The organism is Pseudoxanthomonas sp. 68-E7, from assembly GCF_057773145.1.
The window spans coordinates 374,217-398,823 of sequence record NZ_JBYMTI010000004.1 but is presented as its reverse complement, the minus strand read 5'-3'; the positions used below and the strand labels follow the sequence as shown (position 1 = coordinate 398,823).

The following is a 24,607-nucleotide window of genomic DNA, read 5'->3' as shown; positions in this document are numbered from 1 at the left end:
TCCGCCTTCGGCACCTTCCCCCGCAGGCGGGGGAAGGGACGGTTCGGGGTATGCGGGTTGGCTTGGCTGACGGTTTGCCTGGCGGGGTTGCCCCCCCCCCCCGCAGGCGGGGGAAGGGACGGTTCGGGGTGTGCGGGTTGGCTTGGCTGACTGTTTGCCTGGCGGGGTTGCCCCCATCCGCCTTCGGCACCTTCCCCCGCGGGCGGGGGGAAGGGATGCTTCAAGCTGCGCTTCGTTCTACAACGGCACGGTTCCGGCCAATAATGGGCGGATGAGCGGATACGTCATTGGACTGACCGGCGGCATCGCCTCCGGCAAGAGCGCACTGGAACGGGCCTTCGCCGCACGCGGTGTTGGCATTGCCGACGCCGATCGGGTCGCGCGCGAGATCGTCGAGCCCGGTGAAGCGGCATTGGCGGAGGTCGTGGCGCGGTTCGGACAGGGCGTGCTGCAGGCCGATGGCCGACTGGATCGGGCGGCGCTGCGCGCCCGGGTGTTCGGCAACGAAACCGAGCGCCGTGCGCTGGAGGACATCCTTCATCCCCGCATCCGCCTGCGCATGCAGGCGCTTTGCCGTGATGCGGACAGCCCGTATGCCATCGCCACCATTCCCCTGCTGACCGAGGGCGGTGGCCGGGAGGCTTACCCCTGGCTGGCCCGCATCCTGGTGGTCGATGTGCCGCGAGCCGTGCAGAAAGAGCGGCTGATGCAGCGTGACGGCATCGATGCCGAACTTGCCGAACGCATGCTGGACGCCCAGGCCAGCCGGCATGAACGCTTGGCGCTGGCCGACGACATCGTGGTCAACGACGGCCACATCACCCACCTGGAACACGCGGTCAGCGAACTCGACGCGCGCTACCGCCGCCTCGCGGCCGCCATGGACAAATCCGCCCGATAACGCGCGCGTTCCCTTCCCCCGCCCGCGGGGGAAGGTGCCGAAGGCGGATGGGGGCAACCCAGCCCAGGCAAGCCGCAAGCGACCCAACCCGGCACACCCCGAACCCTCCCTTCCCCCGCCCGCGGGGGAAGGTGCCAAAGGCGGATGGGGGCAACCCAGTCCAGGCAAGCCGCAAGCGCCCCAACCCCGCATACCCCGAACCCTCCCTTCCCCCGCCCGCGGGGGAAAGCGCCGAAGGCGGATGGGGACAACCCAGCCAGGGCAAGCCGCAAGCAAACCAACCCGGCACACCGCACACCCCGAACCCTCCCTTCCCCCGCCCGCGGGGGAAGGTGCCGAAGGCGGATGGGGGCAACCCAGCCAGGGCAGCCGCAAGCAACCCAACCCGGCACACCCCGAACCGTCTCTTCCCCCGCCCGCGGGGAAGGTGCCGAAGGCGGATGGGGGCACCCGGCCAGGCAAAGCGCACCCGGGCAAACCCGGCGGTTATCCGCCCCAGAGACCGCGAATCGCCGCGATGCCCTGTGCGCCGTGCTGGCGGGCTTCCAGGATGTGATCCGGCTGCAGGCCGCCAATGGCGTAGATGGGCAGCGATACCGCTTCACGCAGGCGGGCGAAGCCCTCCCAGCCCAGCACGCTGCCGCCTGGATGGGTGGCGGTTTCCCGCACGCTGCCCAGTGCCACGAAGTCGCAGCCCAGATCCTCGGCGCGACGAAGTTCCTCGCCGGTATGGCAGGAAGCGGCCACCGCTTGCCCGTCCGGCAGCGGCCGCACCGACAGTTCCGGCAGCTGAGCCGCGCGCAGGTGCACGCCCGTGCCCAGGTCGCGGGCCAGGCCGATGTCCCCATTGACCAGGACCTCGACGCCGGCATGCCGGCTGGCCTCGACCGCGACGCTGGCCAAGCGGCGGCGGCGGGCGTCGTCCACGCCCGGCATTCGCAGTTGCAAGCGGCGCACACCCGCTTCCAGCGCGCGTTCCAGCGCCGCCAGCCAGGTGTCGTCGGCAACATCCGCCGGCGACGGCGTGACCAGATAGCGATCCGGGTGCAGCAGTGCGGCGACCACCGGGCGATCGGCCGGCGGCATCGCGTAGCGGGGCAGTTTTTCCGGCGCCACCCAGGCCAGCGCCTGGCCTTCATGTCCGCGCGGACTGCCCTTCCATGACACCACCCGTCGCACATCCAGGCGCAAACGCTTGTCGGGATACTGCTGCGGGACATTGATGATGGGTTCGCCGATCTCGGCGGTGATGCCCAGTTCTTCCTGCAGTTCCCGGATCAGCGCCTCGGCCTCGGTTTCGCCTTGCTCGCGCTTGCCGCCGGGGAACTCCCAGCGGCCCGCCAGGTCCCGGCCCTCGGTCCGGCGGGCGAGCAGGATGCGGCCGCGAGCATCGCTGATGACACCGGCAACGACGTGGATGGATCGCAGGGGTTCGGAGGACATGGCCGAAGCTTGCCGGTAATTTCCGCACGAATGCAAATGCGGCGGGTCACGGTTCGGGGCTGGCCCCCATCCGCCTTCGGCACCTTCCCCCGCGGGCGGGGGAAGGGAGGGTTCGGAGTGTGCCGGGTTGGTTTGCTTGCGGCTTGCCCTGGCCGGGTTGCCCCCATCCGCCTTCGGCACCTTCCCCCGCGGGCGGGGGAAGGGAGAGTTCGGGGTATGCGGGGTTGGGTCGCTTGCGGCTTGCCTGGGCTGGGTTGTCCCCATCCGCCTTCGGCACCTTCCCCCACGGGCGGGGAAGGGACAGGGGATGGGCGGGACGGCGAACCAGCCCCCCAAAAAAAACAGGCGCCCCGCGGGCGCCTGTTTTTTTACTCAACTGCCGGGTATCAAGCCAGCTGGCCGTGGCAGTGCTTGAACTTCTTGCCGCTGCCACACGGGCAGGGATCGTTGCGGCCGACCTTGGGACCGGCATCGGCCGGCATCGCCACCGGTCGACCGGCCATCGCGGCCTGGGCCTGTTCGGCTTCCTCGTCGGCGCCGTAGCCACCGGCATCGGCGTGCTGGAACTGCATCTGCCGCGCCTGCGCCTCGGCCATCGCGCGCTCCTGCGCTTCCAGTTCGGCCACTTCCTCCTCGGTGCGGATGCGCACGCGCGCCAGCATGGTGACGACCTCGCGCTTGACCCGCTCCAGCATCTCGGAGAACAGCTCGAAAGCTTCCTTCTTGTATTCCTGCTTGGGCTGCTTCTGCGCGTAGCCGCGCAGGTGGATGCCCTGGCGCAGGTAGTCCATGCGCGCCAGATGTTCCTTCCAGTTCTTGTCCAGCACGGTCAGCATGATGTGCTTTTCCAGCGCGCGCATGGTCTCGCCGCCGATGACCTTTTCCTTGTCCTCGAAATGGGCGTCCATCGCCTCCTGGACGCGCCGCTCGATGGCTTCGGCGTCCAGCTCCTCGGCTTCCTTCGGCCAGGCGGTCACCGGCAGCGACAGGGCCATTTCCTCGGCCAGTTCACGCTCCAGCCCACCCAGGTCCCACTGGTCGTCGACCGAGTTCGGCGGCACGAAACGCGCCACGCTTTCGGCGACGACGTCGCCACGGATGCCGTCGATGTTGTCCTTGACCGAGTCGGCTTCCAGCAGTTCGTCGCGCTGCGAATAGATGACCTTGCGCTGATCATTGTTGACGTCGTCGAAGTCCAGCAGGTTCTTGCGGATATCGAAGTTGTGCGCCTCGACCTTGCGCTGGGCCTTTTCGATCTGGCGGCTGACGAGGCGATCCTCGATCACGTCGTCTTCCTTCATGCCAATCAGCTTCATCGCCTTCTGGACCCAGTCCGAGGCGAAGATGCGCATCAGGTTGTCTTCCAGCGACAGGTAGAAACGGGACGAACCCGGATCGCCCTGGCGGCCGGAACGACCGCGCAGCTGGTTGTCGATGCGGCGCGATTCATGCCGTTCGGTGCCGATGATGTGCAGGCCGCCGGCGGCCTTGACCGCTTCGTGGCGCTGCTGCCATTCGGCCTTGACGCGCTCGCGGTCGGCGTCGGAGGCGCCTTCCGGCAATTGCTCCAGTTCCACTTCCAGCGAACCGCCCAGCACGATGTCGGTGCCGCGGCCGGCCATGTTGGTGGCGATGGTGACCGCGCCGGAACGGCCGGCCTGGGCGACGATGTGCGCTTCGCGCTCGTGCTGCTTGGCATTGAGCACTTCGTGCGGGACGCCGGACTTGTTGAGGAAGTCCGACAGCATCTCGGAGGTTTCGATCGAGGTCGTGCCGACCAGCACCGGCTGGCCGCGCTGGTAGCAGTCCTGGATGTCCGCCAGCACCGCGTTGAACTTGCCCTTGCGGTTGAGGAACACCTGGTCCGGCGAATCCTTGCGCACGGTCGGGCGATGGGTCGGGATGACGATCACTTCCAGGCCGTAGATGCTCTGGAACTCGTAGGCTTCCGTATCCGCCGTGCCGGTCATGCCGGACAGCTTCTTGTACATGCGGAACAGGTTCTGGAAGGTGATGCTGGCCAGCGTCTGGTTCTCGCGCTGGACCGGCACGCCTTCCTTCGCTTCCACCGCCTGGTGCAGGCCGTCGGACCAGCGGCGGCCCGGCAGGGTGCGGCCGGTGAACTCGTCGACGATCACCACTTCGCCGTCGCGCACGATGTAGTCCACGTCACGCTGGTAGATCGCGTGCGCGCGCATCGCCGCGTTGAGGTGATGCACCACGGTGAGGTTGTTGGCGCCGTAGAGGCTGTCTTCCTCGTCCTTCAGGATGCCGGCCTGCAGCAGCAGCGCCTCGGCATGCTCCATGCCCGCTTCGGACAGATGGACCTGCTTGCCCTTCTCGTCGACCCAGAAGTCACCCTCGCCTTCCTCGCTCTCCTGCTTGATGAGCTTCGGCACGATCTGGTTGACCCGCAGGTACAGCTCGGGGGATTCGTCGGCCGGGCCGGAGATGATCAGCGGCGTGCGCGCTTCGTCGATCAGGATGGAGTCGACCTCGTCGACGATGGCGTAATGCAGGCCGCGCTGGAAGCGGTCCTCCTTGGCCATCGCCATGTTGTCGCGCAGGTAGTCGAAACCGAATTCGTTGTTGGTGCCGTAGGTGATGTCGGCGGCATAGGCCGAATGCTTGTCGCTGTGCGGCATGCCCGGGTAGACCACGCCGACCGACAGGCCCAGCCAGTTGTACAGGCGGCCCATCCAGGCCGAGTCGCGGCGGGCCAGGTAGTCGTTGACGGTGACCACGTGCACGCCCTTGCCTTCCAGGGCGTTGAGGTAGACCGGCAGGGTCGCGACCAGGGTCTTGCCTTCGCCGGTGCGCATTTCCGCGATCTTGCCCAGGTGCAGCACCATGCCGCCGATCAGCTGGACGTCGTAGTGGCGCATGCCGAGCACGCGGCGGCTGGCTTCACGGCAGACTGCGAACGCTTCCGGCAGGATCTTGTCCACCGACTCGCCATCGGCGATGCGCTTCTGGAACTCCGGGGTCTTGGCCTTGAGTTCGTCGTCGGAGAGTTTCTGCATCTCCGGTTCCAGGGCATTGATTTTGCCGACGCTGCGTTGGAGCTGCTTCAGCAGGCGTTCGTTGCGACTGCCGAAGACACGGGTGAGCAAGTTGTTGATCATGTAGGGAACCGGTTGGAAATGAGCGTCGGGGGCCGTCGTCAATCACCCTGGCGGGAACCCCAAAACGAAACAGGGCGCTATGCGCCCCGTCTGGCAACACCGTATTGTAGCTTGGGGCGCCCCCGGGGGAATCAACCCTGCCGGAGGTCCCGCGCCGGCGCTCAGCCGCGCTTGATCTTGCCGACCGGGGTCGGACCATCGCCCAGGAACTTGCGCGGGTTGACCACCCGGCCGTTTTCCCACACCTCGAAGTGCACGTGGGCACCGGTCGAGCGACCGGTCGAACCGGCCTTGGCCACTTCCTGGCCGACCCGCACCAGGTCGCCGGACTTCACCACCAGGCGCGAATTGTGCGCGTAGCGGGTGACGTAGCCGTTGCCGTGGTCCACGTCGACCACGTTGCCGTAGCCGCCCTTGATGCCGGCGAAGCTGACCACGCCGTCGGCCACCGCCAGCACCGGGTCGCCGACGCTGGCCTTGAAATCGATGCCCTTATGGTACTGGCCACCGCCACCGAACGGATCGGCACGGCCGCCGAAGCCGGAGGTGATGTAGCTGTTGGCGATCGGCATGCGCGAGGGCGTGGCGTTCTTGTCCAGCTCGCGGTTGAACAGCAGTGCTTCCAGCACCGACAGTTGCTGGCCGGAAGCGGCAAACTGGCGCTCCAGCTGGGCCACGCCCTGATCCAGTTCGGCCGGCGACATGTCATAGACGGCGTCGTTGCCACCGACGCCCACCGGCTCCTCGAAGTCGAACTCGCCGTCCTGCAGCTGGCCCATCCGGGTCAGGCGGTCGCCGAGCGCATTGAGGCGGTTGGCCTGGGCCTGCAGTTCACCCAGGCGCGCTGCCATCGCGTTGATTTCCTGCTGTGCGCCGCGGCGCACCTGCTCGAGCTCGGCGTCCTGGCGTTCGGTCTTGGCCTGCAGCAGCGAGACCTGGGCCATGCCCATGGCGCTGCGCCCGGCCAGGCCGGCGATCAGGCCGACGGCGAGCAGACAGGAAGCGACGGTGAGCGGCCTTGCATGGACCAGGATGCGCGCCTTGTAGGCGGGGCCGGCCAGATGCTGGACCAACCAGGCGCGCGAATTGTTTACGATGTTTTGAAAAGCCATAGATACCGATGTCTGATTCGAAGTCCAAGCCGCGTGGCGCAAGCACTCCACAACCGGCCCTGCAGGCCGCGCTGACGGATGCTGCCGCCGACCCGGTTCGCCGTGCCCTCTGGCTCGACACCCTGGAACAGCAACTTCGCCCCTGTCTCCCGCCCGCCCTGGCCCCGCATTGCCGTCTGGCAAACGTGGCCGGCGAACGGCTCGTTTTTATCGTCGACTCCCCCGTGTGGCGGGCCAAACTCAGGCTCGCCTCCGCCGAACTGCTTGATGCCGCCCGATCCGTCGGGCTGACGGTCACCGAAGTGGCCATCAAAACAACAACCGCCCCGCTCCACCCGAATTCCCGGGCGGAAACGACGGCACCACCTGTTTCGGAAGCCTCGCGCAAGGCGCTGGCGGCTGTCCTGGCATCCTTGGAATCTCCGGACTCCGCCGGAGGAGGTACTGCTCCTGACAACCGGCGCGGCGGGCGAAAGCGCTAGGTCCCGCGACGCGAAGGCAAGGCATGGTACCGGGCGTGGCAGCCCGGGTCGTTAGACAAAAGTTAATAAGAAGTTAAATTCAGGGTCGAAACAAGACCTGAATCACATATTGGACAATGCGCGCCCGCCGCATCCGGGGGATACGGTTTCAGGAGAAAGCATTCCGATGGGAAGGGCCAGCGGTCAGGCCGCGGCGATCGAGGGAGCGCCGTAGAGCACCGGCGCGGGATGGCCGGCGTCCTCGAACGTCACTTCTTCCCAGGCTTCCGGCTGGGCCAGCAGGGCCCGCACGAGCTTGTTGTTGAGGGCGTGGCCGGACTTGTAGCCTTCGTAGGCGCCCAGGATCGGCCGCCCGGCGAGATACAGATCGCCGATGGCGTCGAGGATCTTGTGGCGGACGAATTCGTCCGCGTAGCGCAGGCCGTCGTCGTTGAGGACGCGGAACTCGTCCAGGACGATGGCGTTGTCCATCGAACCGCCGAGGCCCAGGTTGCGTTCGCGCATGTATTCCAGATCGCGCATGAAACCGAAGGTGCGGGCGCGGGACACTTCCTTGATGTAGGCGCCGGTGGAGAACTCCACTTCGGCCCGCGACTGCGAGGCCGGAATCATCGGATGGTCGAACTTCACGGTGAAGCCGACCCGGAAACCGTCATGGGGCTCGAACCGCGCGACCTTGTCGCCTTCGGTGACTTCCACCGGCGACTTGATGCGGATGAAGCGCTTGGGGGCGCCCTGCTCGGCGATGCCGGCGGACTGCAGCAGGAACACGAAGGGACCGGCGGAACCATCCATGATCGGCAGTTCGGCCGAGGACAGCTCCACATAGACGTTGTCCACGCCGAGCCCCGCCAGCGCGGACATCAGGTGTTCGACCGTCTGCACCTTGGCGCCATCGCAGCTCAGGCCGGTGCACAGCGTGGTCTCGGTGACCAGTTCGGCGCTGGCCGGCATTTCCACCACCGGATCCAGATCCACGCGCCGGAACACGACGCCGGTGTCCACCGGGGCCGGACGCAGCGTCATATAGACCTTTTCGCCGCTGTGCAGGCCCACGCCGGTGGCGCGGATCACGTTCTTGAGGGTGCGTTGCTGGGCCATCGGAGGGGGACCGAGGTGAAGGTGCTGACCAAGAGCGGCGAGAATAGCACGCAATTAGCTGAATCTTAACGGAAGAATTGCTTTGTCCCACGGCTGAAACAATGCCGCGCGAGCCTGTCCGGTTCCCCCGGCGGGGACGGAAAGGGCTGCCGGGCCGGGCGGGCCCGGCAGCAAAGGGACATGGCGGTACCGCGCCCTCCCCCGGACCGGCGGGAGGGGTGTTCAGACGGCGGAGGTCAGTCCGCCTGGCGGCGCAGGAACGCCGGGATGTCCAGGTAGTCCGCCGGCAGGTCGGCCGCGGCGGGTGCCGAGGACGGCGCCGACGCGGTGGCCGGAGCCGCCGAGCCACGACGCAGGCCCAGGCCGCCGACGGCATCGGCCACCGGATCGACATTGGCCATGGCGTCGAAAGCCGGCAGGCCGGTGGTCGCGTCGCGGACCAGCTTGATCGGCGCACGCACCGGCTCGCGGTCCAGGCCACGGCCCACCGGCTGGCGGGCAACGGCGCGGTTCAGGCCGGTGGCGACCACGGTCACGCGCACTTCGTCTTGCATATCCGGATCCAGCACGGTACCGACGACCACGGTCGCGTCCTCGGAGGCGAAGCCCTCGATGGTGCGGCCCACTTCGTCGAACTCGGCCATGGTGAAATCCGGGCCGGCGGTGATGTTGACCAGGATGCCATTGGCGCCGGACAGGTTGACGTCGTCCAGCAGCGGGTTCTGGATGGCGCTCTCGGCGGCGGCCTGCGCGCGATCGTCACCACGTGCGTGGCCGGTGCCCATCATCGCCAGGCCCATCTCGCTCATCACGGTGCGCACGTCGGCGAAGTCGACGTTGATCAGGCCCGGACGCACGATCAGATCGGCGATGCCCTGCACGGCGCCCAGCAGCACGTCGTTGGCGGCGCGGAAGGCCTGGATCATGGTCGCGTTGCGGCCCAGCACGGTGATCAGCTTCTCGTTCGGGATAGTGATCAGCGAGTCGCAGTGATGGCTCAGTTCCTCGATGCCCTTCAGCGCGACCTGCATGCGGCGACGGCCTTCGAACGGGAACGGCTTGGTGACCACGGCCACGGTCAGGATGCCCATCTCCTTGGCCAGCTGCGCCACCACCGGCGCGGCGCCGGTACCGGTGCCACCGCCCATGCCGGCGGTGATGAACACCATGTCGGCGCCGTCCAGCGCCTCGATGATGCGCTCGCGATCCTCCAGCGCGGCCTGGCGGCCGACTTCCGGATTCGCGCCCGCGCCCAGGCCCTTGGTGACGTTGCCGCCGAGTTGCAGCTGCAGCTTGGCGCCGCAGTTCTTGATGGCCTGCGAATCGGTGTTGGCGGTGATGAACTCAACGCCATCCACGCTGCCATTGACCATGTGCGCCACGGCGTTGCCGCCGCCGCCGCCCACGCCGATGACCTTGATCACCGCATTCGGAGCCATCTTTTCAACCAGTTCAAAATGTGCCATGTCCGTTGTCCTCTTTGAGCCGGGATTGGGGATTCGGGATGGGGGATTCGGAAAAACTGCCTTCCGGTTCCTCCAGCCCTCGCCCTCTGCCAGCGAGTTGTTGTGTTTTAGTGGTTGTTGCGTGCCGCACTACTGCAATTCGTCTCTACCTGCCGCTTGTTGCCGGGATTGGGGATTCGGGATTGGGGATTCGGAAAAGCGTGCCTTCCGTTTCCCTTCGCCCTGCCCAGACCCGCGAACACTTGCGCCCTTGCGCTTGTTCGTATCGCTACTGCAAACCGTCCGCACCTGCCGCTTTCTTTCCGCCTCTCCGCTCTTTGCTCTTGGTCGCTTTTGCGAATCCCGAATCCCTATTCCGGAATCCCGGTCTTCAGAATTCCCCGCGATACCAGTTCTGGATCTTCTTGAACCAGCTGCCGGCCTTGCCCGTCGGCAGTGAAGGCCGCCGCGGGTGTTCGATCTGGCTACCCATCAGCAGCAGGCCCACGCCGGTGGCGTGGACCGGGTTGCCGACCACTTCGCCCAGGCCGGTGACGTGCTGCGGGATGCCCACGCGCACCGGCATCTGCAGCATTTCCTCGGCCAGTTCGACGACGCCTTCCATCTTGGAAGCGCCACCGGTCAGGACCATGCCCGCACGCACCCGCTCCTCGAAACCGGAGCGACGCAGTTCGGCCTGGACCATCTCGAAGATTTCCTCGTAGCGCTGCTGCACCGCCTGCGCGAGCGAATGGCGCGGCAGGCGGCGCGGCGGACGATCGCCCACGCTCGGTACCTGGATGCTTTCCTCGGCGGTGGCCAGCTGGGCCAGCGCGCAGGCGTAGCGCACCTTGATCTGCTCGGCTTCCGGGGTCGGCGTGCGCAGCATGTGCGCGATGTCGTTGGTGACCTGGTCACCGGCGATCGGCAGCGAGGCGGTGTGGCAGATCGCGCCCTGCATGAACACTGCCAGGTCGGTGGTGCCCGCGCCCAAGTCGACCAGGACCACGCCGAGTTCGCGCTCGTCGCTGGTCAGCACCGCGACGCTGGACGCCAGCGAGGAGAAGATCAGGTCATCGATCTGCAGGCCGCAGCGCTGCACGCACTTGCTGATGTTGGCGGCGGCCGACTGGGCGCAGAACACCAGGTGCGCGTCCACTTCCAGGCGCACGCCGGTCATGCCGACCGGGTTGCGGATGCCTTCCTGCGAGTTGTCGAGCTTGTACTCGCGCGGAATGGCGTGGAGGATTTTCTGGTCGGCGGGAATGGCCACGGCCTTGGCCGCCTCCAGCACGCGGTCCAGGTCGCCCCAGGTCACTTCGCCGTCCCGGATCGGCACGATGCCGGGCGAGTTGCGGCACTGCACGTGGTTGCCGGAGATCGAGGCGTAGACCGAACGGATTTCGCAGCCGGCCATCAGCTCGGCTTCCTCGACCGCGCGCTGGATCGACTGCACGGTCGATTCGATGTCGACCACCACGCCCCGCTTCAGCCCGCGCGATTCATGCGAGCCGATGCCGATCACCTCGATCGGATTGCCGGGGGCGTATTCGCCCACCAGTGCGGTGACCTTGGAGGTGCCGATGTCGAGACCGACGATCAGCGATTTGTCGCCCTTGCGATTCATGTTGGAAAACCGAGATTTGATATTGGGGATTGGGGATTGGGGAAAGCGGGGAGCGGTTCGGCGCGTCGATGCACCGCCAAGGGTGGATTGGCTACGCGTGATCCCGAATCACCAATCTCCACTCCCGGCTTCACCGCGCCCCAACTGAGCGCGAAGCCGTTGGTGTAGCGCAGGTCGGCGCGCAGCAGCGGCTGTCCCTGGCGGGCGAGGATCTGCGGGAGCATGCGCACGAAGCGGCTCAGGCGCGGACGCGCATCGGCGCGGCCGATCACCACCTCGGTGCCATTGCCCAGCATCAGCGTCCAGCTGCCGCGGCGATCCATTACCAGTGCTTCCACGCTCAGGCCGAGCGGCGCGAACAGCTGGCGCGCCTCGTTATAGAGCGCGATCACTTCCTGCACCTGCGAATCCGGACCGCCCAGCTGCGGCAGCTTCAGCGCCTGCAGCGCCTTGGGGGTCGGGAACAGGCGACCGTGTTCGGAAAGCAGGCGGTCCTTGCCCCAGCGGGCGAACGGCCGGTGCTCGACGATGCTGATCTCCATCACGTCGGGCCAGCGCTTGCGCACTTCGGCGCGTTCGACCCAGGGCAGCTTTTCCACCGCGTCCTGCGCATCCTGCAGGCGGACCGCGAAGAAGCCGCGCTGCGCATAGGGCAGCACGACCGCGCGCAGCTGCGCCGGATCCACGCGCTCGAATTCGCCATGCACGCGCAGCCGGGTCAGCGGCCAGCGATCGGCGCCGATCCAGCCGTTGACCACCGCCACCACCGGCAGCGCGACAAGCGCGACGGCCAGCAGCCAGGCGAGGATGCGCAGCACGGCGTTCATCAGCCGTCCACCTCCGGCAGCGTCTGTTCCAGGATGCGCCAGCACAGCTCGGCGAAATCCAGGCCGGCCTGGCCCGCGGCCTTCGGCACCAGCGAATGGCTGGTCATGCCCGGCGCGGTGTTCACTTCCAGCAGGTAGAAACGTCCGCTCGCGCGATCGCGCATGACGTCGACGCGGCCCCAGCCCCGGCATCCGGCGGCGCGGAACGCGGCCAGCGCGATGCGCCGGATCTCGGCTTCGTCGTCGCCTTCCAGGCCGGGACACAGGTACTGGGTGTCCTCGGCCACGTACTTGGCGTGGTAGTCGTACCACTGCCCCTTGGGCACGATCCGGATCGACGGCAATGCGACGTCGCCCAGGACGCCCACCGTCAGCTCGTCGCCTTCGATCAGCTGTTCCATCAGCAACTCGCCGTCGTAGCGGGCGGCCAGTTCCACCGCGTTGTCGAGATCGCTGTCCTGGAACACCCGGGTCACGCCAACGCTGGAACCTTCGTTGGCCGGCTTGACGATCACCGGCAGGCCCAGCTCGCGGGCGCCCGCATGCACGTCGTCGCCCTTCAGCAGGCGCACGTAGCGCGGCGTGGGCAGGCCCAGCGACAACCAGACCTGCTTGGTGCGCACCTTGTCCATGCTCAGCGCCGAGCCCAGCACCGGCGAACCGGTGTACGGCATGCCGAAGGCTTCCATCAGCCCCTGCACCACGCCATCCTCGCCGCCACCCTTGTGGCCGTGCAGGATGTTGAAGACGCGGTCGAAGCGGCGCTGCACCAGCGCCTCGGCCAACGCCGGGATGCCGTCGACGGCGGTGGCGTCGATGCCGCGCGAGCGCAGCGCATCCAGCACGTTGCGGCCGGAATCACGGGAAACCTCGGCTTCGCTGGAGGTGCCGCCCAGCAGCACGGCGACACGGCCGAAACGGGCCGGATCGGTGACGCGTGGCGACGGGAACGGGAACTTGCTCATGAGTGTTGTTGCGCCTTCGCGCCGTTGGGATCCACGAAACCGTGCGCCGCGATCTGCTGGGCGATGTGGCCGATGTCGCCAGCTCCCATCAGCAGCAGCAGGTCGCCGTCACGCAGCACGTCCGGCAGCACCTCGACCAGTTCGGCGACCTGGCTGACCACCACCGGCTCGTTGCGGCCGCGCGCGCGGATGGCGCGCGCCAGCGAGCGGGCGTCCGCACCCGCGATGGGCGCTTCGCCGGCGGGATACACCTCGCTCAGCACCAGCGCGTCGGCTTCCGAGAGCACCGCGGCGAATGCATCGAACTGATCCCGCGTGCGGCTGTAGCGGTGCGGCTGGAACGCCACCACCAGGCGCTTGTCCGGCCAGCCGCCGCGCGCGGCCGCGAACACCGCGGCCAGCTCCTTCGGGTGATGGCCGTAGTCGTCGACCAGGCGCACCCGCGCACCGCTGGCGGTGGCGACTTCGCCCAGGTCGTTGAAACGGCGACCGATGCCGGCGAACTTCTCCAGCGCCGCGGCGATGTTCTCCGGCGAAACGCCGAGCTGCCAACCCACCGCGGCGGCGGCCAGCGCGTTCAGCACGTTGTGGCGACCGGGCAGCGCCAGCGTCACCGGGATGCTGGCGTCCTCCGGCAGCCGCAGGGTGAAACGCATCCGGCCGGCTTCCTGCACCACGTCCTCGGCGCGCACGTCGGCGTTGTCGGCGATGCCATAGGTCATCACGTGGCGCGGGGTTTCCGTTGCCAGCGCGGCGACTTCGGGATCATCGATGCACAGCACCGCCAGGCCGTAGAACGGCAGGCGCTGCAGGAACTCGGCAAATGCCGCCTTGACCCGCTCGAAATCGTTGCCGTAGTTCTCCAGGTGATCCGCGTCGATGTTGGTGACGATCGAGATCAGCGGATTCAGGCGCAGGAAACTGCCGTCGCTTTCATCGGCTTCGGCCACCAGCCACTGGCCATCGCCGAGCTTGGCGTTGGCGCCGGCGGCGAGCAGCTGGCCGCCGATCACGAAGGTCGGATCCAGGCCGCCCTCGCTCAGCACCGCCGCGGTCAGGCTGGTGGTGGTGGTCTTGCCATGCGTGCCCGCCACCGCGATGCCGCGGCGGAAGCGCATCAGCTCGGCCAGCATCGCCGCGCGCGGGACGATCGGGATGCGCTGCGAGCGCGCTTCCATCAGTTCCGGGTTGTCGTGCTTGATCGCGCTGGAGACGACCACGCAGTCGGTGCCCAGCACGTTGGAGGCATTGTGGCCGCGCATCACCCGCGCACCCAGCGAGGCCAGCCGGCGGGTCGCCGCGTTGTCGGCGTTGTCCGAACCGGATACTTCATAGCCCAGCGTGCACAGCACTTCGGCGATGCCGCTCATGCCGGATCCGCCGATGCCCACGAAGTGGACACGACGGAATTCGCGCGCCAGGTTGCCCGTGTGCTGCAGGCGGCGTTCACGGGCGGCGGCCATCATCATGCGGCACCTCCGGTGCCGGGAGTCGGGAATCGGGATTGGGGATTCGTGCGTGCGTGCGCGCGCCTCCGGCCTTCGCCGGTGGCGTTGCTATTGCGAATCTCCAATCTCCAATCACGAATCACGGCTTTCCTCCAGAATGATGTCGGCGATGCGGTCGGCCGCATCGGTCCTGGCCAGGCCGCGCGCGGCTTCGGCCATGGCCAGTCGTTTGTCCGGATGCTGGGCGAGATCGCTCAGCACGCCATGCAGGCGTTCGGCCAGGTAGTCGTCCTGCTTCAGCAGGACGGCGGCCTCGCGTTCGACCAGGAATTCGGCGTTGCGGGTCTGGTGGTCGTCCACCGCCTGCGGGAAAGGCACCAGCACGCTGCCGATGCCCACCGCGCAAAGCTCGGCCAGGGTGGAGGCACCCGCGCGGCAGACCACCAGATCGGCCCAGGCGTAAGCGCCGGCCATGTCGGTGATGAAGGCTTCCACGCTGGCGGGAACGCCGGTTTCGGCGTACGCCTTCACCGCTTCCTCGCGCATCTTTTCGCCGCACTGGTGGCGGATGGACACCGGCATCTCCGAACCCAGCATCGACACCGCCCGCGGCACGGCCTGGTTGAGCGCGCGCGCGCCCTGGCTGCCGCCGAGCACCAGCACGTGCAGCGGACCTTCACGGCCCGCCATGCGTTGGACCGGTGGCGCGACCGCGGCGATTTCCTCGCGCACCGGATTGCCGACGTACTCCTCGCCGGAGGCGAAGCTGCCTGGGAAGCCGCTCAGGATGCGGCGAGCGAAACGCGCCAGCACGCGATTGGTGAAACCCGGCGCGCGATTCTGCTCGTGCACCAGCAACGGCTTGCCCAGCAGGCGGGCGGCCATGCCGCCGGGACCGGCCGCGAAACCGCCGAAGCTGACCACCGCGCGCGGACGCCGGGCGCGCAACAGCCCCATCGCGCCGGCGATGGCGCGGCCGACCCGCAGCGGCGCGCCGAGCAGCGCCAGCTTGCCCTTGCCGCGCAGCGCCGCGATCGGCAGCGTGTCCAGCGGGATGCCGTGCGGCGGCACCAGGCGGGTTTCCATCGCGCCATCCGCGCCCAGCCAGGTCACCGGCACGCCGCGCGCGCGCAGCACCTTGGCCACCGCCAGCGCGGGGAAGATGTGGCCACCGGTACCGCCGGCCAGGATCATCACGGGCTGCGCCGCGCTCATGCGGTCCTCCCGCCGAAGATCGGTTCGATCCGCTGCCGCAGGCGACTGGTGCCGCGCACGGGTGCGGCGGGAGCCGGCGCCACGGAAGGTGCTGCCGCAGGCGCCGGCATGTCGGCGGCCACGTCCGTCGGCACCGCGGCCGCTTCCCCGCCGGCCTGCAGTTCGCCGCGCAGCGCGACCTGGCGCTGCGCGCGCTCCAGTTCGTAGGACACCCGCAGCAGCAGACCCATCGCCGCGCAGGTCATCAGCACGCTGGAACCACCGGAGGAAATCAGCGGCAGGGTCAGGCCCTTGGTCGGCAGCAGACCGAGGTTCACGCCCATCGAGACGAAACTCTGCAGGCCAATCCACAGCGCGATGCCGAAGGCGCAGTAACCGGCGAAGTGGCGACGCATCTCCACACAGCGCAGGCCCACCCAGAATGCGCGGCCGACCAGCAGCGCGTACAGACCGATGACCAGGCAGATGCCGGCGAAGCCGAGTTCCTCGCCAATCACCGAGAAGATGAAGTCGGTATGCACTTCCGGCAGGTAGTTGAGCTTGAGCACCGAACCACCAAGGCCGATCCCGGCCCATTCACCGCGACCGATCGCCATCAGCGCGTTGGTCAGCTGGTAGCCGGAGCCGAACGGATCCGCCCACGGATCGGCGAACGAGGTCAGGCGGCGCATGCGATAGGGCTCGGCGATGGCGATCACCGCCAGTACCGGCAGGCCGACCAGCACCGGGCCGAACATGCGCGGCATGTTGACGCCGCCCAGCACCAGCATGCCGGCGGTGATCGCCAGCAGGAGGGAGGACGAGCCGAAGTCGGGTTGCATCAGCAGCAGCGCCACCAGCACCACCACCACGCCCAGCGGCTTGAGCATGGCGATCCAGGTCGCGTTGACCTCGTCGCGAAAGCGCACCAGGTAGCTGGCCAGCCAGACGATGAAGAACACCTTGACCGCCTCGACCACCTGGAAGTTGGACACGCCCAGGTTGATCCAGCGGTGCGCACCCTTCACGCTCACGCCCAGGCCCGGCACGAACACCAGCAGCAGCAGGCCGACGCAGCCCAGCAGCAGCAGCTGGTTGTAGTGCTCGACCGTCTTCAGTTCGGTGCGCATCGCCCAGATCGCCAGGCCCATGCCGCCGGCGAGGAACATCAGGTGGCGGATCAGGTAATAGAACGGCGTGGCCGTCTGCGAAATCGAACTGGATGCCACCATCACCACGCCCAGCGAGGCGAGCGCCAGCGCCGCGCCCAGCAGCCACGGGTCGAAGCGGCCGCCGATGGCCTCCAGTCGTGTCGCCTGGCGCGCGCGCTCGTTCATCAGCGCACCTTCAACGTGGCCAGTCCGACCAGGACCAGCACCACCGAGATGATCCAGAAGCGCACGATCACGCGCGGCTCCGGCCACCCCTTCAGTTCGAAGTGGTGGTGGATCGGCGCCATCCGGAACACGCGCTTGCCGGTCAGCTTGAACGAGGCGACCTGGATCATCACCGAGAGCGTCTCGATGACGAAGATGCCGCCCATGATCACCAGCACCAGTTCCTGGCGGACGATCACCGCGATGGTGCCGAGCACCGCGCCCAGCGCCAGCGCGCCGATGTCGCCCATGAACACCATCGCCGGATAGGTGTTGAACCAGAGGAAACCCAGTCCGGCGCCGGCGATGGCGGCGCAGATGATCACCAGTTCGCCCGCGCCCGGCACCTGCGGGATCTGCAGGTAGTTGGAGAACACCGCGTTGCCCGAGGCGTAGGCGAAGATGCCCAGCGCGCAGGCGACCAGCACGGTCGGCATGATCGCCAGGCCGTCCAGGCCATCGGTCAGGTTGACCGCGTTGGAGAAGCCGACGATCCAGAAGTAGGCGATGGCGACGAAGCCGATGCCCGCCAGCGGCAGCGCGATCGACTTGAAGAACGGCACGTAGAACGTCGTCGCCGCGGGCACGTCCGCGTACAGGTACAGGTACAGGCCGGCGGCCAGGCCGAAGATCGACTGCAGCAGGTACTTCCAGCGCGACTTCAGGCCGTTGGGATCACGCTTGACGATCTTGATCCAGTCGTCGTACCAGCCGATGGCGCCGAAGGCCAGCATCACCAGCACCACGGTCCACACGTATTTGTTGCGCAGGTCGCCCCACAGCAGCACGGCGGCGAGCACGGTCATCAGGATCAGGCCACCGCCCATGGTCGGCGTGCCGGCCTTGGAGAAATGGGTCTGCGGGCCATCCTGGCGGATCGGCTGGCCTCCCTTGAACTGGGCCAGCCGGCGAATCACCGCCGGTCCCCACCACAGCGACAGGAACAGCGCGGTCAACGCGGCCAGGATGCCGCGGAAGGTCAGATAGCCGAACAGCCCGAAGAAATTCTCCAGGCTCTGCAGCCAACGCGCGAGTTCAAGCAACATGCGGTTTCCCCTCCCCTTCGGCCAGCAGCGCCGTGACGATCTTGTCCATGGCGCTGCCGCGCGAACCCTTCACCAGGCAGCGCACGCCGGCATGCAGATCGGCGCGCAGCGCTTCGGCCAGGGTCTTGTGTGTGTCGAAATGGCGGGCGCCGTCGCCAAACGCCTGCGCGGCGTGCTGGCTGAGCGGGCCCAGCGTGTAGAGCCGGCGGATGCCGGCGGTACGGGCGCGGCGGCCGGCGTCGGCATGCAGCGCTTCGGCGTCGGCGCCGAGTTCGCGCATGTCGCCCAGCACCAGCCACGCTTCGTCCCCCGCGCCGGCCAAGGCATCGATGGCCGCGGCCAGCGAGCCCGGATTGGCGTTGTAGCTGTCGTCGATCAACACCGCGCCGTTGCCCAGCGCGTACGCGATCTGGCGGCCGGCCACCGGCTGCGCCGCGGCCAGGCCTTCGGCGATCGTCGCCAGCGAAACGTCGCAGGCCAGCGCCAACGATGCCGCGGCCAGCGCGTTGAGCACGTTGTGGCGGCCCGGCAGGCGCAGTTCGACCCGCACTTCGCCTTGCGGCGCCACCAGCACGAAGCTCGAACCACCGGCACCGGCGTGGATGTCGCGCGCGGTCACATCGGCGCTGGCCTCCAGGCCGAAGCGCAGGATGCGGCGGTCGGCGACCCGCTCGGCGAAGTACTCGGCAAAGGCGTCGTCGGCATTGATGACCGCCGTGCCCGACGCCGGCAGCGCGTCATAGATCGCGCCCTTGGTCTCGGCCACGCCCAGCAGCGAACCCATCCGCTCCAGATGGGCGGCGGCGACGTTGTTCACCAGCGCCACGTCCGGCGCCACGATGTCGGTCAGGTAGGCGATGTCGCCCGGCTGGCCGGCGCCCATTTCGTAGACGGCGAAGTCGGCGTCGTCCGGCGCATCGATGACCGCCAGCGGCAGGCCGATTTCATTGTTGCGGTTGCCGGGATTGAAGTAGGTCACGCCGGCGCGCTGCAGGATCGCCACCACCAGCGTCTTCACCGAGGTCTTTCCGTTGCTGCCGGTGATGGCGACCATCTTGCCCGCCTGGTCCTGGTGGATGCCGGCGGCGATCCGGGCCAGTGCCAGTTGGCTGTCGGCGACCACGATCTGCGGCAACTCGACCTTCACCGCATGTTCGACCAGCACGGCGCTGGCGCCGCGCATGGCGGCGTCGTAGGCGAAGTCGTGGCCGTCGAAGCGCTCGCCGCGCAGCGCCACGTACAGGCTGCCCGGCTGCAGCGCGCGGGTGTCCTGGGTCATCGCGTCCACCACGGCGTCGTCGCCCTGGAGTTCGCCTCCGGCCCAGTGGGCGAGCAGCGAGAGCGGCAGACGCTTCATGCGCGTGCCTCCAGCGCGTTGCGCGCCACCGCGGTGTCGTCGAACGGATGCTTCACGCCGTTGATTTCCTGGTACGGCTCATGGCCCTTGCCGGCGATCAGGACGATGTCGTCCTCGCCGGCCTCGCCCACCGCGCGCTCGATCGCCTGGCGGCGGTCACGCAGCACCGTGGCGGCGTCCGGCCTGGCGAAGCCGGCGATGATGTCGGCGACGATGCGATCGCCGTCCTCGCCACGCGGATTGTCGTCGGTGACGATGACCCGGTCGGCCAATCGCTCGGCGACCGCGGCCATCTGCGGGCGCTTGCCGGTGTCGCGCTCGCCGCCGCAGCCGAACACGCAGATCAGCCTGCCGGCCACGTGGTCGCGCAGGCTGGACAGTGCCTGTTCCAGCGCGTCGGGCGTGTGCGCGTAGTCGATCACGATCAACGGCAGCCGGCGCCCCTGTTCGTCGGCATTGCCGCCCAGCCGGTTCATGCGCCCATGGATCGGCTGCAGGCGCGACAGGGTGCGCGAGATTTCCAGCGGCGTTTCGCCCAGCGCGTACAGCACGCCGGCCACCGCCAACAGGTTGTCGACGTTGAAGCGGCCCAGCAGGCGCGACTGCACCGGATGGGACTCCTCGGCCGTGGCCAGATCGAAAGCGATGCCACCCGCGTCCAGCCGCAGTCCCTCCGCGCGCAGGGTCGCCGCTTCCTGCCCGCGCGAACTCACGCCCACGCCCTGCACCGCGGCGGGCAGGTGCGGATGCAGCACGCGACCGTACTCGTCGTCCAGGTTGATCACCGCGGACTTCAGTTCCGGCCAGGCGAACAGGCGCGCCTTGGCGGCGCCGTAGGTGGCCATGTCGCCGTGGTAGTCGAGATGATCGCGGGTGAGGTTGGTGAACACGCCGACGTCGAAATGGACGCCATCCACGCGGCCCTGATCCAGCGCGTGCGAACTGACTTCCATCGCCACCGCCTTGGCACCGGCGTCGCGCAGCTGCGCCAGCAGCGCATGCATCTGCAGGACCAGCGGAGTGGTGAATCCGGTCGGCACGACTTCGCCGTACATGCCCGCGCCCAGCGTGCCGACGCTGCCGCAGCGGGTGCCGCGGATGTGCCAGGCCTGCGCCAGCAACTGCACCGTGGAGGTCTTGCCGTTGGTGCCGGTGACACCCACGACCTTCATGTCGCGCGAAGGATAGGCGTGGAAACGGTCGGCCATCGCGCCCATCCGCGCGCGCAGGCCGGGGACCGCGATGGCGTCGCGGGGTACTTCCATGCCCGTGGGCGCCGGCGGTTCGAACAGGATCGCGCTGGCGCCCTTCTGCTTCGCCTGATCGACGAAGTTCAGGCCATGCGCGCCGAAACCGGCGATCGCCACGAAGGCGTCGCCCGGCTCGATCGCGCGACTGTCCTGGACCAGTCCGCGCACGACGATGTCGCGCGGCACGTCCACGTCGGGCAGCAGCTCGGCGAGGGCCATCATGCGCCTCATCGCACGCCTCCCGTGCCCTGCGCGGCCACCGGCGGCGGCGCGTCGAAGGTCGGCGAATCGGTGATGTCGGCGGCATCGTCCAGGCTCGCGGGCATCGCCTGCACGGCCGCGGCCGGCTTGTTGCCGGCCAGCTTGGCGTCGGCCTTGGCCTGCACGGCCAGCCAGGTCTCGATATCGTCCGGCGGCACGTCCATCAAGCGCAGCGCGCCGTCCATGACGTTGTGGAACACCGGCGCGGCGACCAGGCCACCGTAGTAGCCGCCTTCCTGCGAATCGCTGATCACCACCACCGCGGCGAAGCGCGGATTGCTGGCCGGCACCAGCCCGGCGAACAGCGACGCGTAACGCCCGCGCGCGTAGCCGCCACCGGATGCCATGCGCGCAGTGCCGGTCTTGCCGGCGACGCGGTAGCCCAGCACGCCGGCGCGCTTGGCGCCGCCCTGGGTGACCACCGTTTCCATCATGCCGACGACTTCGCGGGCGATCGCCGGATCAAGCACCTGCGGCGCGTCGTGATGCTCGCCCTTGACGAAGGTCGGCGTCACCAGCCGTCCGCCGTTGCCGAGCGCGGCATAGGCGCGCGCGAGCTGCAGCGGCGTGACCGACAGGCCATAACCGTAGGACATGGTGGCCTTCTGCAGGCCGTTCCAGCGCGCCGGCGGCGCCAGGATGCCGACCGCCTCGCCCGGGAAACCACTGCCGGGCGCGCTGCCATAGCCGAAGCTGCGCACCACCGAATAGAAGTAGTCGTTGGGCAGCTTCTCGGCCAGCTTCACCGAACCGATGTTGGAACTCTTGGTGATGATGCCGGTGACGGTCAGCACGCCGTTGTTCCGGGGCACGTCGCGGATCGTGTAGCGGCCCAGCGACATGTAGCCCGGCGAGGTGTTGATCAGGGTCGCCGGGGTCACCACACCGGCCTTGAGCGCAGCCGACACCGTGATCGGCTTCATCGTCGAACCCGGCTCCACCACGTCGGTTACCGCGCGGTTGCGGCGGGTCTCCGCGCCGACCTGGCCGATCGCGTTCGGGTTGTAGGTCGGCAGGCTGACCATCGCCATCACTTCGCCGGTCGTCACGTCCAGGATCACCATCGAGCCGCTGCTGGCCTGGTGTTCGATCAGCGCGTTGCGCAATTCGCGGAACGCCAGGTACTGGATGCGGCGATCGATGCTGAGGGTCAGGTCCTTGCCCGGCTGCGCCGAACGCACCAGATCGACGTTCTCGACGATGCGGCCGCGGTTGTCGCGGATCACCTTCTTGGCGCCGGCCTTGCCGCGCAGCCATTCGTCGAACGCCAGTTCCAGGCCTTCCTGGCCGCGGTCGTCGATGTTGGTGAAGCCCAGCACGTGCGCCATCGCCTCGCCCTGCGGGTAGAAGCGGCGGAACTCGCGCTGCGAGAACACGCCCGGCACCTTGTGCGCGAGGATCCGGTGCGCCTCGTCCGGGTTGATCCGGCGCTTGAGGTAGACGAACTCCTTGTCTGCGCGCTGCGACAGGCGGTTGGTCAGGTGCTCCACCGGCACGCCCAGCGCCTGCGCCAGTTCGGGCAGGCGTTCGGGCGTCTTCAGCAGTTCGCGCGGATTGGCCCACACGGATTCCACCGGCGAGGACACCGCCACCGGTTCGCCGTTGCGATCGGTGATCATGCCCCGCGAGGTCGGGATCGGGATTTCGCGCAGGAAGCGCGAGTCGCCCTGGCGCTGGTAGAAATCGTGGTTGATCAGCTGTACGTAGGCGGCGCGGCCGATCAGGCTGACCGAGCACAGGCCGAGCGCGCCGATGACCAGCGCCAGCCGTCCACGCAGGTTGAAGCGGGCGCGGTTGCGGTTCTTCAGCGGCGGCGTGCTGCGCGAGTTCATGGGCGCACCACCACCACGTCGTTGGTCTCCGGGAACTTCATGCCCAGGCGCACCCGCGCGATCTGATCGATGCGGTTGCTCTCGGCCACGGTGGCCTGCTCCAGCTGGAGCCGGCCGAATTCGATGTTCAGTTCATCGCGCGAGCGCTCCAGCCGCGACAGCTCGACGAACAGCTGGCGATGGCGGTGGCGCGCGTAGATGACGCCGATGGCCGAAGCCACGTTCGCCAGCAGCAGCACCGCGACGAGGAAGCGCATCATGCCGCCGCCTCCAGTTTCTCGGCCACGCGCAGCACCGCGCTGCGGGCGCGCGGATTGCCGGCGATTTCCTCGGACGTGCCCTTCTGGGCGTCGCCGATGGTCCGCAGGGTCGGCACGAAATCGTCCTGCACCGGCAGGCGGCGGTTGGCCGGCGGCGCCTTGGCGTGCGCGGCGATGAACCGCTTGACGATGCGATCTTCCAGCGAATGGAAGCTGATGACCGCCAACCTGCCGCCGGTCTTCAGGCGCGCCAGCGCGGCGTCGAGCCCGGCTTCCAGATCGGCCAGTTCGCGGTTGATGTGGATGCGGATGGCCTGGAAGCTGCGCGTGGCCGGGTGGATGTCGTGCTTGCCGCGCGGCATCACCGAGGCGATCAGGTCGGCCAGGTCGGCGGTGCGCACGAACGGCTGCACGGCGCGGCGCGCGACGATCGCGCGGGCGATGCGGCGGCTCATGCGCTCTTCGCCATAGGTCCACAGCACGTCGGCGATGTCGCGCTCGTCGGCATGCGCCAGCCACTGCGCGGCGCTCTCGCCAGCGTCGGGATCCATGCGCATGTCCAGCGGGCCGTCCTTGCCGAAACTGAAACCACGCTCGGCCACGTCCAACTGCGGCGAGGAGACGCCCAGGTCCAGCAGCACGCCGTCGAGACCTTGGGCGGTGGCGTCCCATTCCGCCATCCCGGCGAAGCTGCCGCGGCGGATCGCGACGCGCGCATCGCCCGCGAACGTCCGTTCGGCATGCGCGATCGCTTCGGGATCCTTGTCCATCAGCAGCAGCCGACCTCCCGGCCCCAGTCGTTCGAGCACGCCGCGCGCGTGTCCTCCACGCCCGAACGTGCCGTCCAGATACGTCCCATCCCGTTTCACCTGCAGCCCTTCCATGACCTGCGTGTACAACACCGGCAAGTGCAGCGCTGAAAGGTGACCGGCCTGCGCGGACTGCCGCGTGCCGTCACCGGTCCTCACAAGCGCAACTCGAGCATGTGCGCGCTGAGATCCTCGTCGCCGATGGTCTGGCGGATCTGTGCGTGGTGTGCCTGCTCGCTCCACAGTTCGAACTTGTCGCCCATGCCCAGCAGCACGGCCTTCTTCTCGATGCCGACCGCGCTGCGGTGGCTGGCCGGGATGCTGATGCGACCGTTGCCGTCCAGTTCCACCATCGTGGCGGCGCCAATCAGCTTGAGCTGCAGGCTGCGATGGGCACGCTGGGTGCTCGGCAGCTTGCTGACCTCGTCCCGGACCCGCTGCCATTCCTTTTCGGGGTACAGGTACAGGCTGCCCGCCTCGAACGGGTTGTAGGTGATGACCAGCCGGTTGCCGCACTCACGCGCGACCTGGTCGCGGTAAGCGGTGGGCACCGCTAGCCGTCCCTTGTCGTCAACCGTGATGGCGGTCTCACCCTGAAACACAGATCCTGCCCTTGCCGTCCGCACGAAGGCGGTAATTGAACCACGAAAAACCACGAAAAACCCGGTTTTCCCTCTGCTGCCCACATTAGCATCGCGCACAAGGTTGTCAACAGGCAGATCGAGAAAAAATCGCTTGATGTATCA

General features: G+C 68.1%; 20 protein-coding genes. 2 read left to right on the top strand and 18 right to left on the bottom strand.

All coding sequences use genetic code 11. The features are described from left to right. The first annotated feature begins 271 nt into the window (after positions 1-271). Complete coding sequence (coaE, locus tag AC3DE2_RS12695) at positions 272-901, top strand: dephospho-CoA kinase (protein ID WP_488426460.1); 630 nt, start codon at positions 272-274, stop codon at positions 899-901. Positions 902-1,387: 486 nt separating this feature from the next. Here coaE and AC3DE2_RS12690 read toward each other — a convergent pair whose 3' ends face one another. From AC3DE2_RS12690 to AC3DE2_RS12680, 3 genes are all read right to left on the bottom strand, one after another. Then, positions 1,388-2,344, bottom strand: a complete 957-nt coding sequence (locus tag AC3DE2_RS12690) for a Nudix family hydrolase (protein ID WP_488426458.1) — start codon at positions 2,342-2,344, stop codon at positions 1,388-1,390. 386 nt (positions 2,345-2,730) lie between these two features. Beyond that, positions 2,731-5,469 carry a preprotein translocase subunit SecA gene (secA, locus tag AC3DE2_RS12685; RefSeq protein ID WP_295379867.1) on the bottom strand — a complete coding sequence of 913 codons (2,739 nt, stop codon included), beginning with the start codon at positions 5,467-5,469 and terminating at the stop codon, positions 2,731-2,733. Between the two features lie 161 nt (positions 5,470-5,630). After that, on the bottom strand, positions 5,631-6,581 hold the full coding sequence (locus AC3DE2_RS12680; protein ID WP_295379869.1) for a M23 family metallopeptidase: 951 nt from the start codon (positions 6,579-6,581) through the stop codon (positions 5,631-5,633). 8 nt (positions 6,582-6,589) lie between these two features. Here AC3DE2_RS12680 and AC3DE2_RS12675 point away from each other — a divergent pair, with 8 nt between their 5' ends. After that, a complete protein-coding gene (locus AC3DE2_RS12675; RefSeq protein WP_295379871.1) occupies positions 6,590-7,063 on the top strand; it encodes a DciA family protein in 474 nt (157 codons plus the stop codon). A 183-nt stretch (positions 7,064-7,246) separates the two neighbouring features. Here AC3DE2_RS12675 and lpxC read toward each other — a convergent pair whose 3' ends face one another. From lpxC to mraZ, 15 genes are all read right to left on the bottom strand, one after another. Then, the gene (lpxC, locus tag AC3DE2_RS12670; protein ID WP_488426455.1) at positions 7,247-8,164 is read right to left on the bottom strand and encodes a UDP-3-O-acyl-N-acetylglucosamine deacetylase; all 918 of its coding nucleotides are present in this window, start codon (positions 8,162-8,164) and stop codon (positions 7,247-7,249) included. A 236-nt stretch (positions 8,165-8,400) separates the two neighbouring features. Then, positions 8,401-9,630 (bottom strand): cell division protein FtsZ, encoded by a 1,230-nt coding sequence (gene ftsZ / locus AC3DE2_RS12665; protein WP_295379874.1) that lies wholly within the window; start codon positions 9,628-9,630, stop codon positions 8,401-8,403. A gap of 370 nt (positions 9,631-10,000) precedes the next feature. Continuing rightward, complete coding sequence (gene ftsA / locus AC3DE2_RS12660) at positions 10,001-11,236, bottom strand: cell division protein FtsA (protein WP_141455691.1); 1,236 nt, start codon at positions 11,234-11,236, stop codon at positions 10,001-10,003. Then, complete coding sequence (locus AC3DE2_RS12655) at positions 11,233-12,063, bottom strand: cell division protein FtsQ/DivIB (RefSeq protein ID WP_488426453.1); 831 nt, start codon at positions 12,061-12,063, stop codon at positions 11,233-11,235. The genes ftsA and AC3DE2_RS12655 overlap by 4 nt, the downstream gene beginning before the upstream one ends. Next, positions 12,063-13,028: a D-alanine--D-alanine ligase gene (locus tag AC3DE2_RS12650; RefSeq protein ID WP_295379881.1), complete on the bottom strand. Its 966-nt coding sequence runs from the start codon at positions 13,026-13,028 to the stop codon at positions 12,063-12,065. Before AC3DE2_RS12650 ends, AC3DE2_RS12655 begins: the two co-directional genes overlap by 1 nt. Next, on the bottom strand, positions 13,025-14,494 hold the full coding sequence (gene murC, locus AC3DE2_RS12645) for a UDP-N-acetylmuramate--L-alanine ligase (protein WP_295379913.1): 1,470 nt from the start codon (positions 14,492-14,494) through the stop codon (positions 13,025-13,027). Before murC ends, AC3DE2_RS12650 begins: the two co-directional genes overlap by 4 nt. Before the next feature lie 114 nt (positions 14,495-14,608). Further along, on the bottom strand, positions 14,609-15,691 hold the full coding sequence (gene murG / locus AC3DE2_RS12640) for an undecaprenyldiphospho-muramoylpentapeptide beta-N-acetylglucosaminyltransferase (protein WP_488426452.1): 1,083 nt from the start codon (positions 15,689-15,691) through the stop codon (positions 14,609-14,611). Next, the gene (gene ftsW / locus AC3DE2_RS12635; RefSeq protein WP_488426451.1) at positions 15,688-17,007 is read right to left on the bottom strand and encodes a putative lipid II flippase FtsW; all 1,320 of its coding nucleotides are present in this window, start codon (positions 17,005-17,007) and stop codon (positions 15,688-15,690) included. Before ftsW ends, murG begins: the two co-directional genes overlap by 4 nt. Continuing rightward, entirely contained in the window at positions 17,007-18,092 is a 1,086-nt protein-coding gene (gene mraY, locus AC3DE2_RS12630) for a phospho-N-acetylmuramoyl-pentapeptide-transferase (protein ID WP_141455685.1), read from the bottom strand. Before mraY ends, ftsW begins: the two co-directional genes overlap by 1 nt. Next, on the bottom strand, positions 18,082-19,449 hold the full coding sequence (locus AC3DE2_RS12625; protein WP_488426450.1) for a UDP-N-acetylmuramoyl-tripeptide--D-alanyl-D-alanine ligase: 1,368 nt from the start codon (positions 19,447-19,449) through the stop codon (positions 18,082-18,084). The genes mraY and AC3DE2_RS12625 overlap by 11 nt, the downstream gene beginning before the upstream one ends. Then, positions 19,446-20,918, bottom strand: a complete 1,473-nt coding sequence (locus AC3DE2_RS12620) for a UDP-N-acetylmuramoyl-L-alanyl-D-glutamate--2,6-diaminopimelate ligase (protein ID WP_488426449.1) — start codon at positions 20,916-20,918, stop codon at positions 19,446-19,448. Before AC3DE2_RS12620 ends, AC3DE2_RS12625 begins: the two co-directional genes overlap by 4 nt. A gap of 8 nt (positions 20,919-20,926) precedes the next feature. Then, positions 20,927-22,792: a peptidoglycan D,D-transpeptidase FtsI family protein gene (locus AC3DE2_RS12615; protein WP_295379898.1), complete on the bottom strand. Its 1,866-nt coding sequence runs from the start codon at positions 22,790-22,792 to the stop codon at positions 20,927-20,929. Next, positions 22,789-23,052: a cell division protein FtsL gene (gene ftsL, locus AC3DE2_RS12610; RefSeq protein WP_295379901.1), complete on the bottom strand. Its 264-nt coding sequence runs from the start codon at positions 23,050-23,052 to the stop codon at positions 22,789-22,791. Before ftsL ends, AC3DE2_RS12615 begins: the two co-directional genes overlap by 4 nt. After that, the gene (gene rsmH / locus AC3DE2_RS12605; protein WP_488426447.1) at positions 23,049-24,020 is read right to left on the bottom strand and encodes a 16S rRNA (cytosine(1402)-N(4))-methyltransferase RsmH; all 972 of its coding nucleotides are present in this window, start codon (positions 24,018-24,020) and stop codon (positions 23,049-23,051) included. Before rsmH ends, ftsL begins: the two co-directional genes overlap by 4 nt. Continuing rightward, positions 24,017-24,463, bottom strand: a complete 447-nt coding sequence (gene mraZ / locus AC3DE2_RS12600; RefSeq protein ID WP_295379906.1) for a division/cell wall cluster transcriptional repressor MraZ — start codon at positions 24,461-24,463, stop codon at positions 24,017-24,019. The genes rsmH and mraZ overlap by 4 nt, the downstream gene beginning before the upstream one ends. Positions 24,464-24,607: the final 144 nt, after the last annotated feature.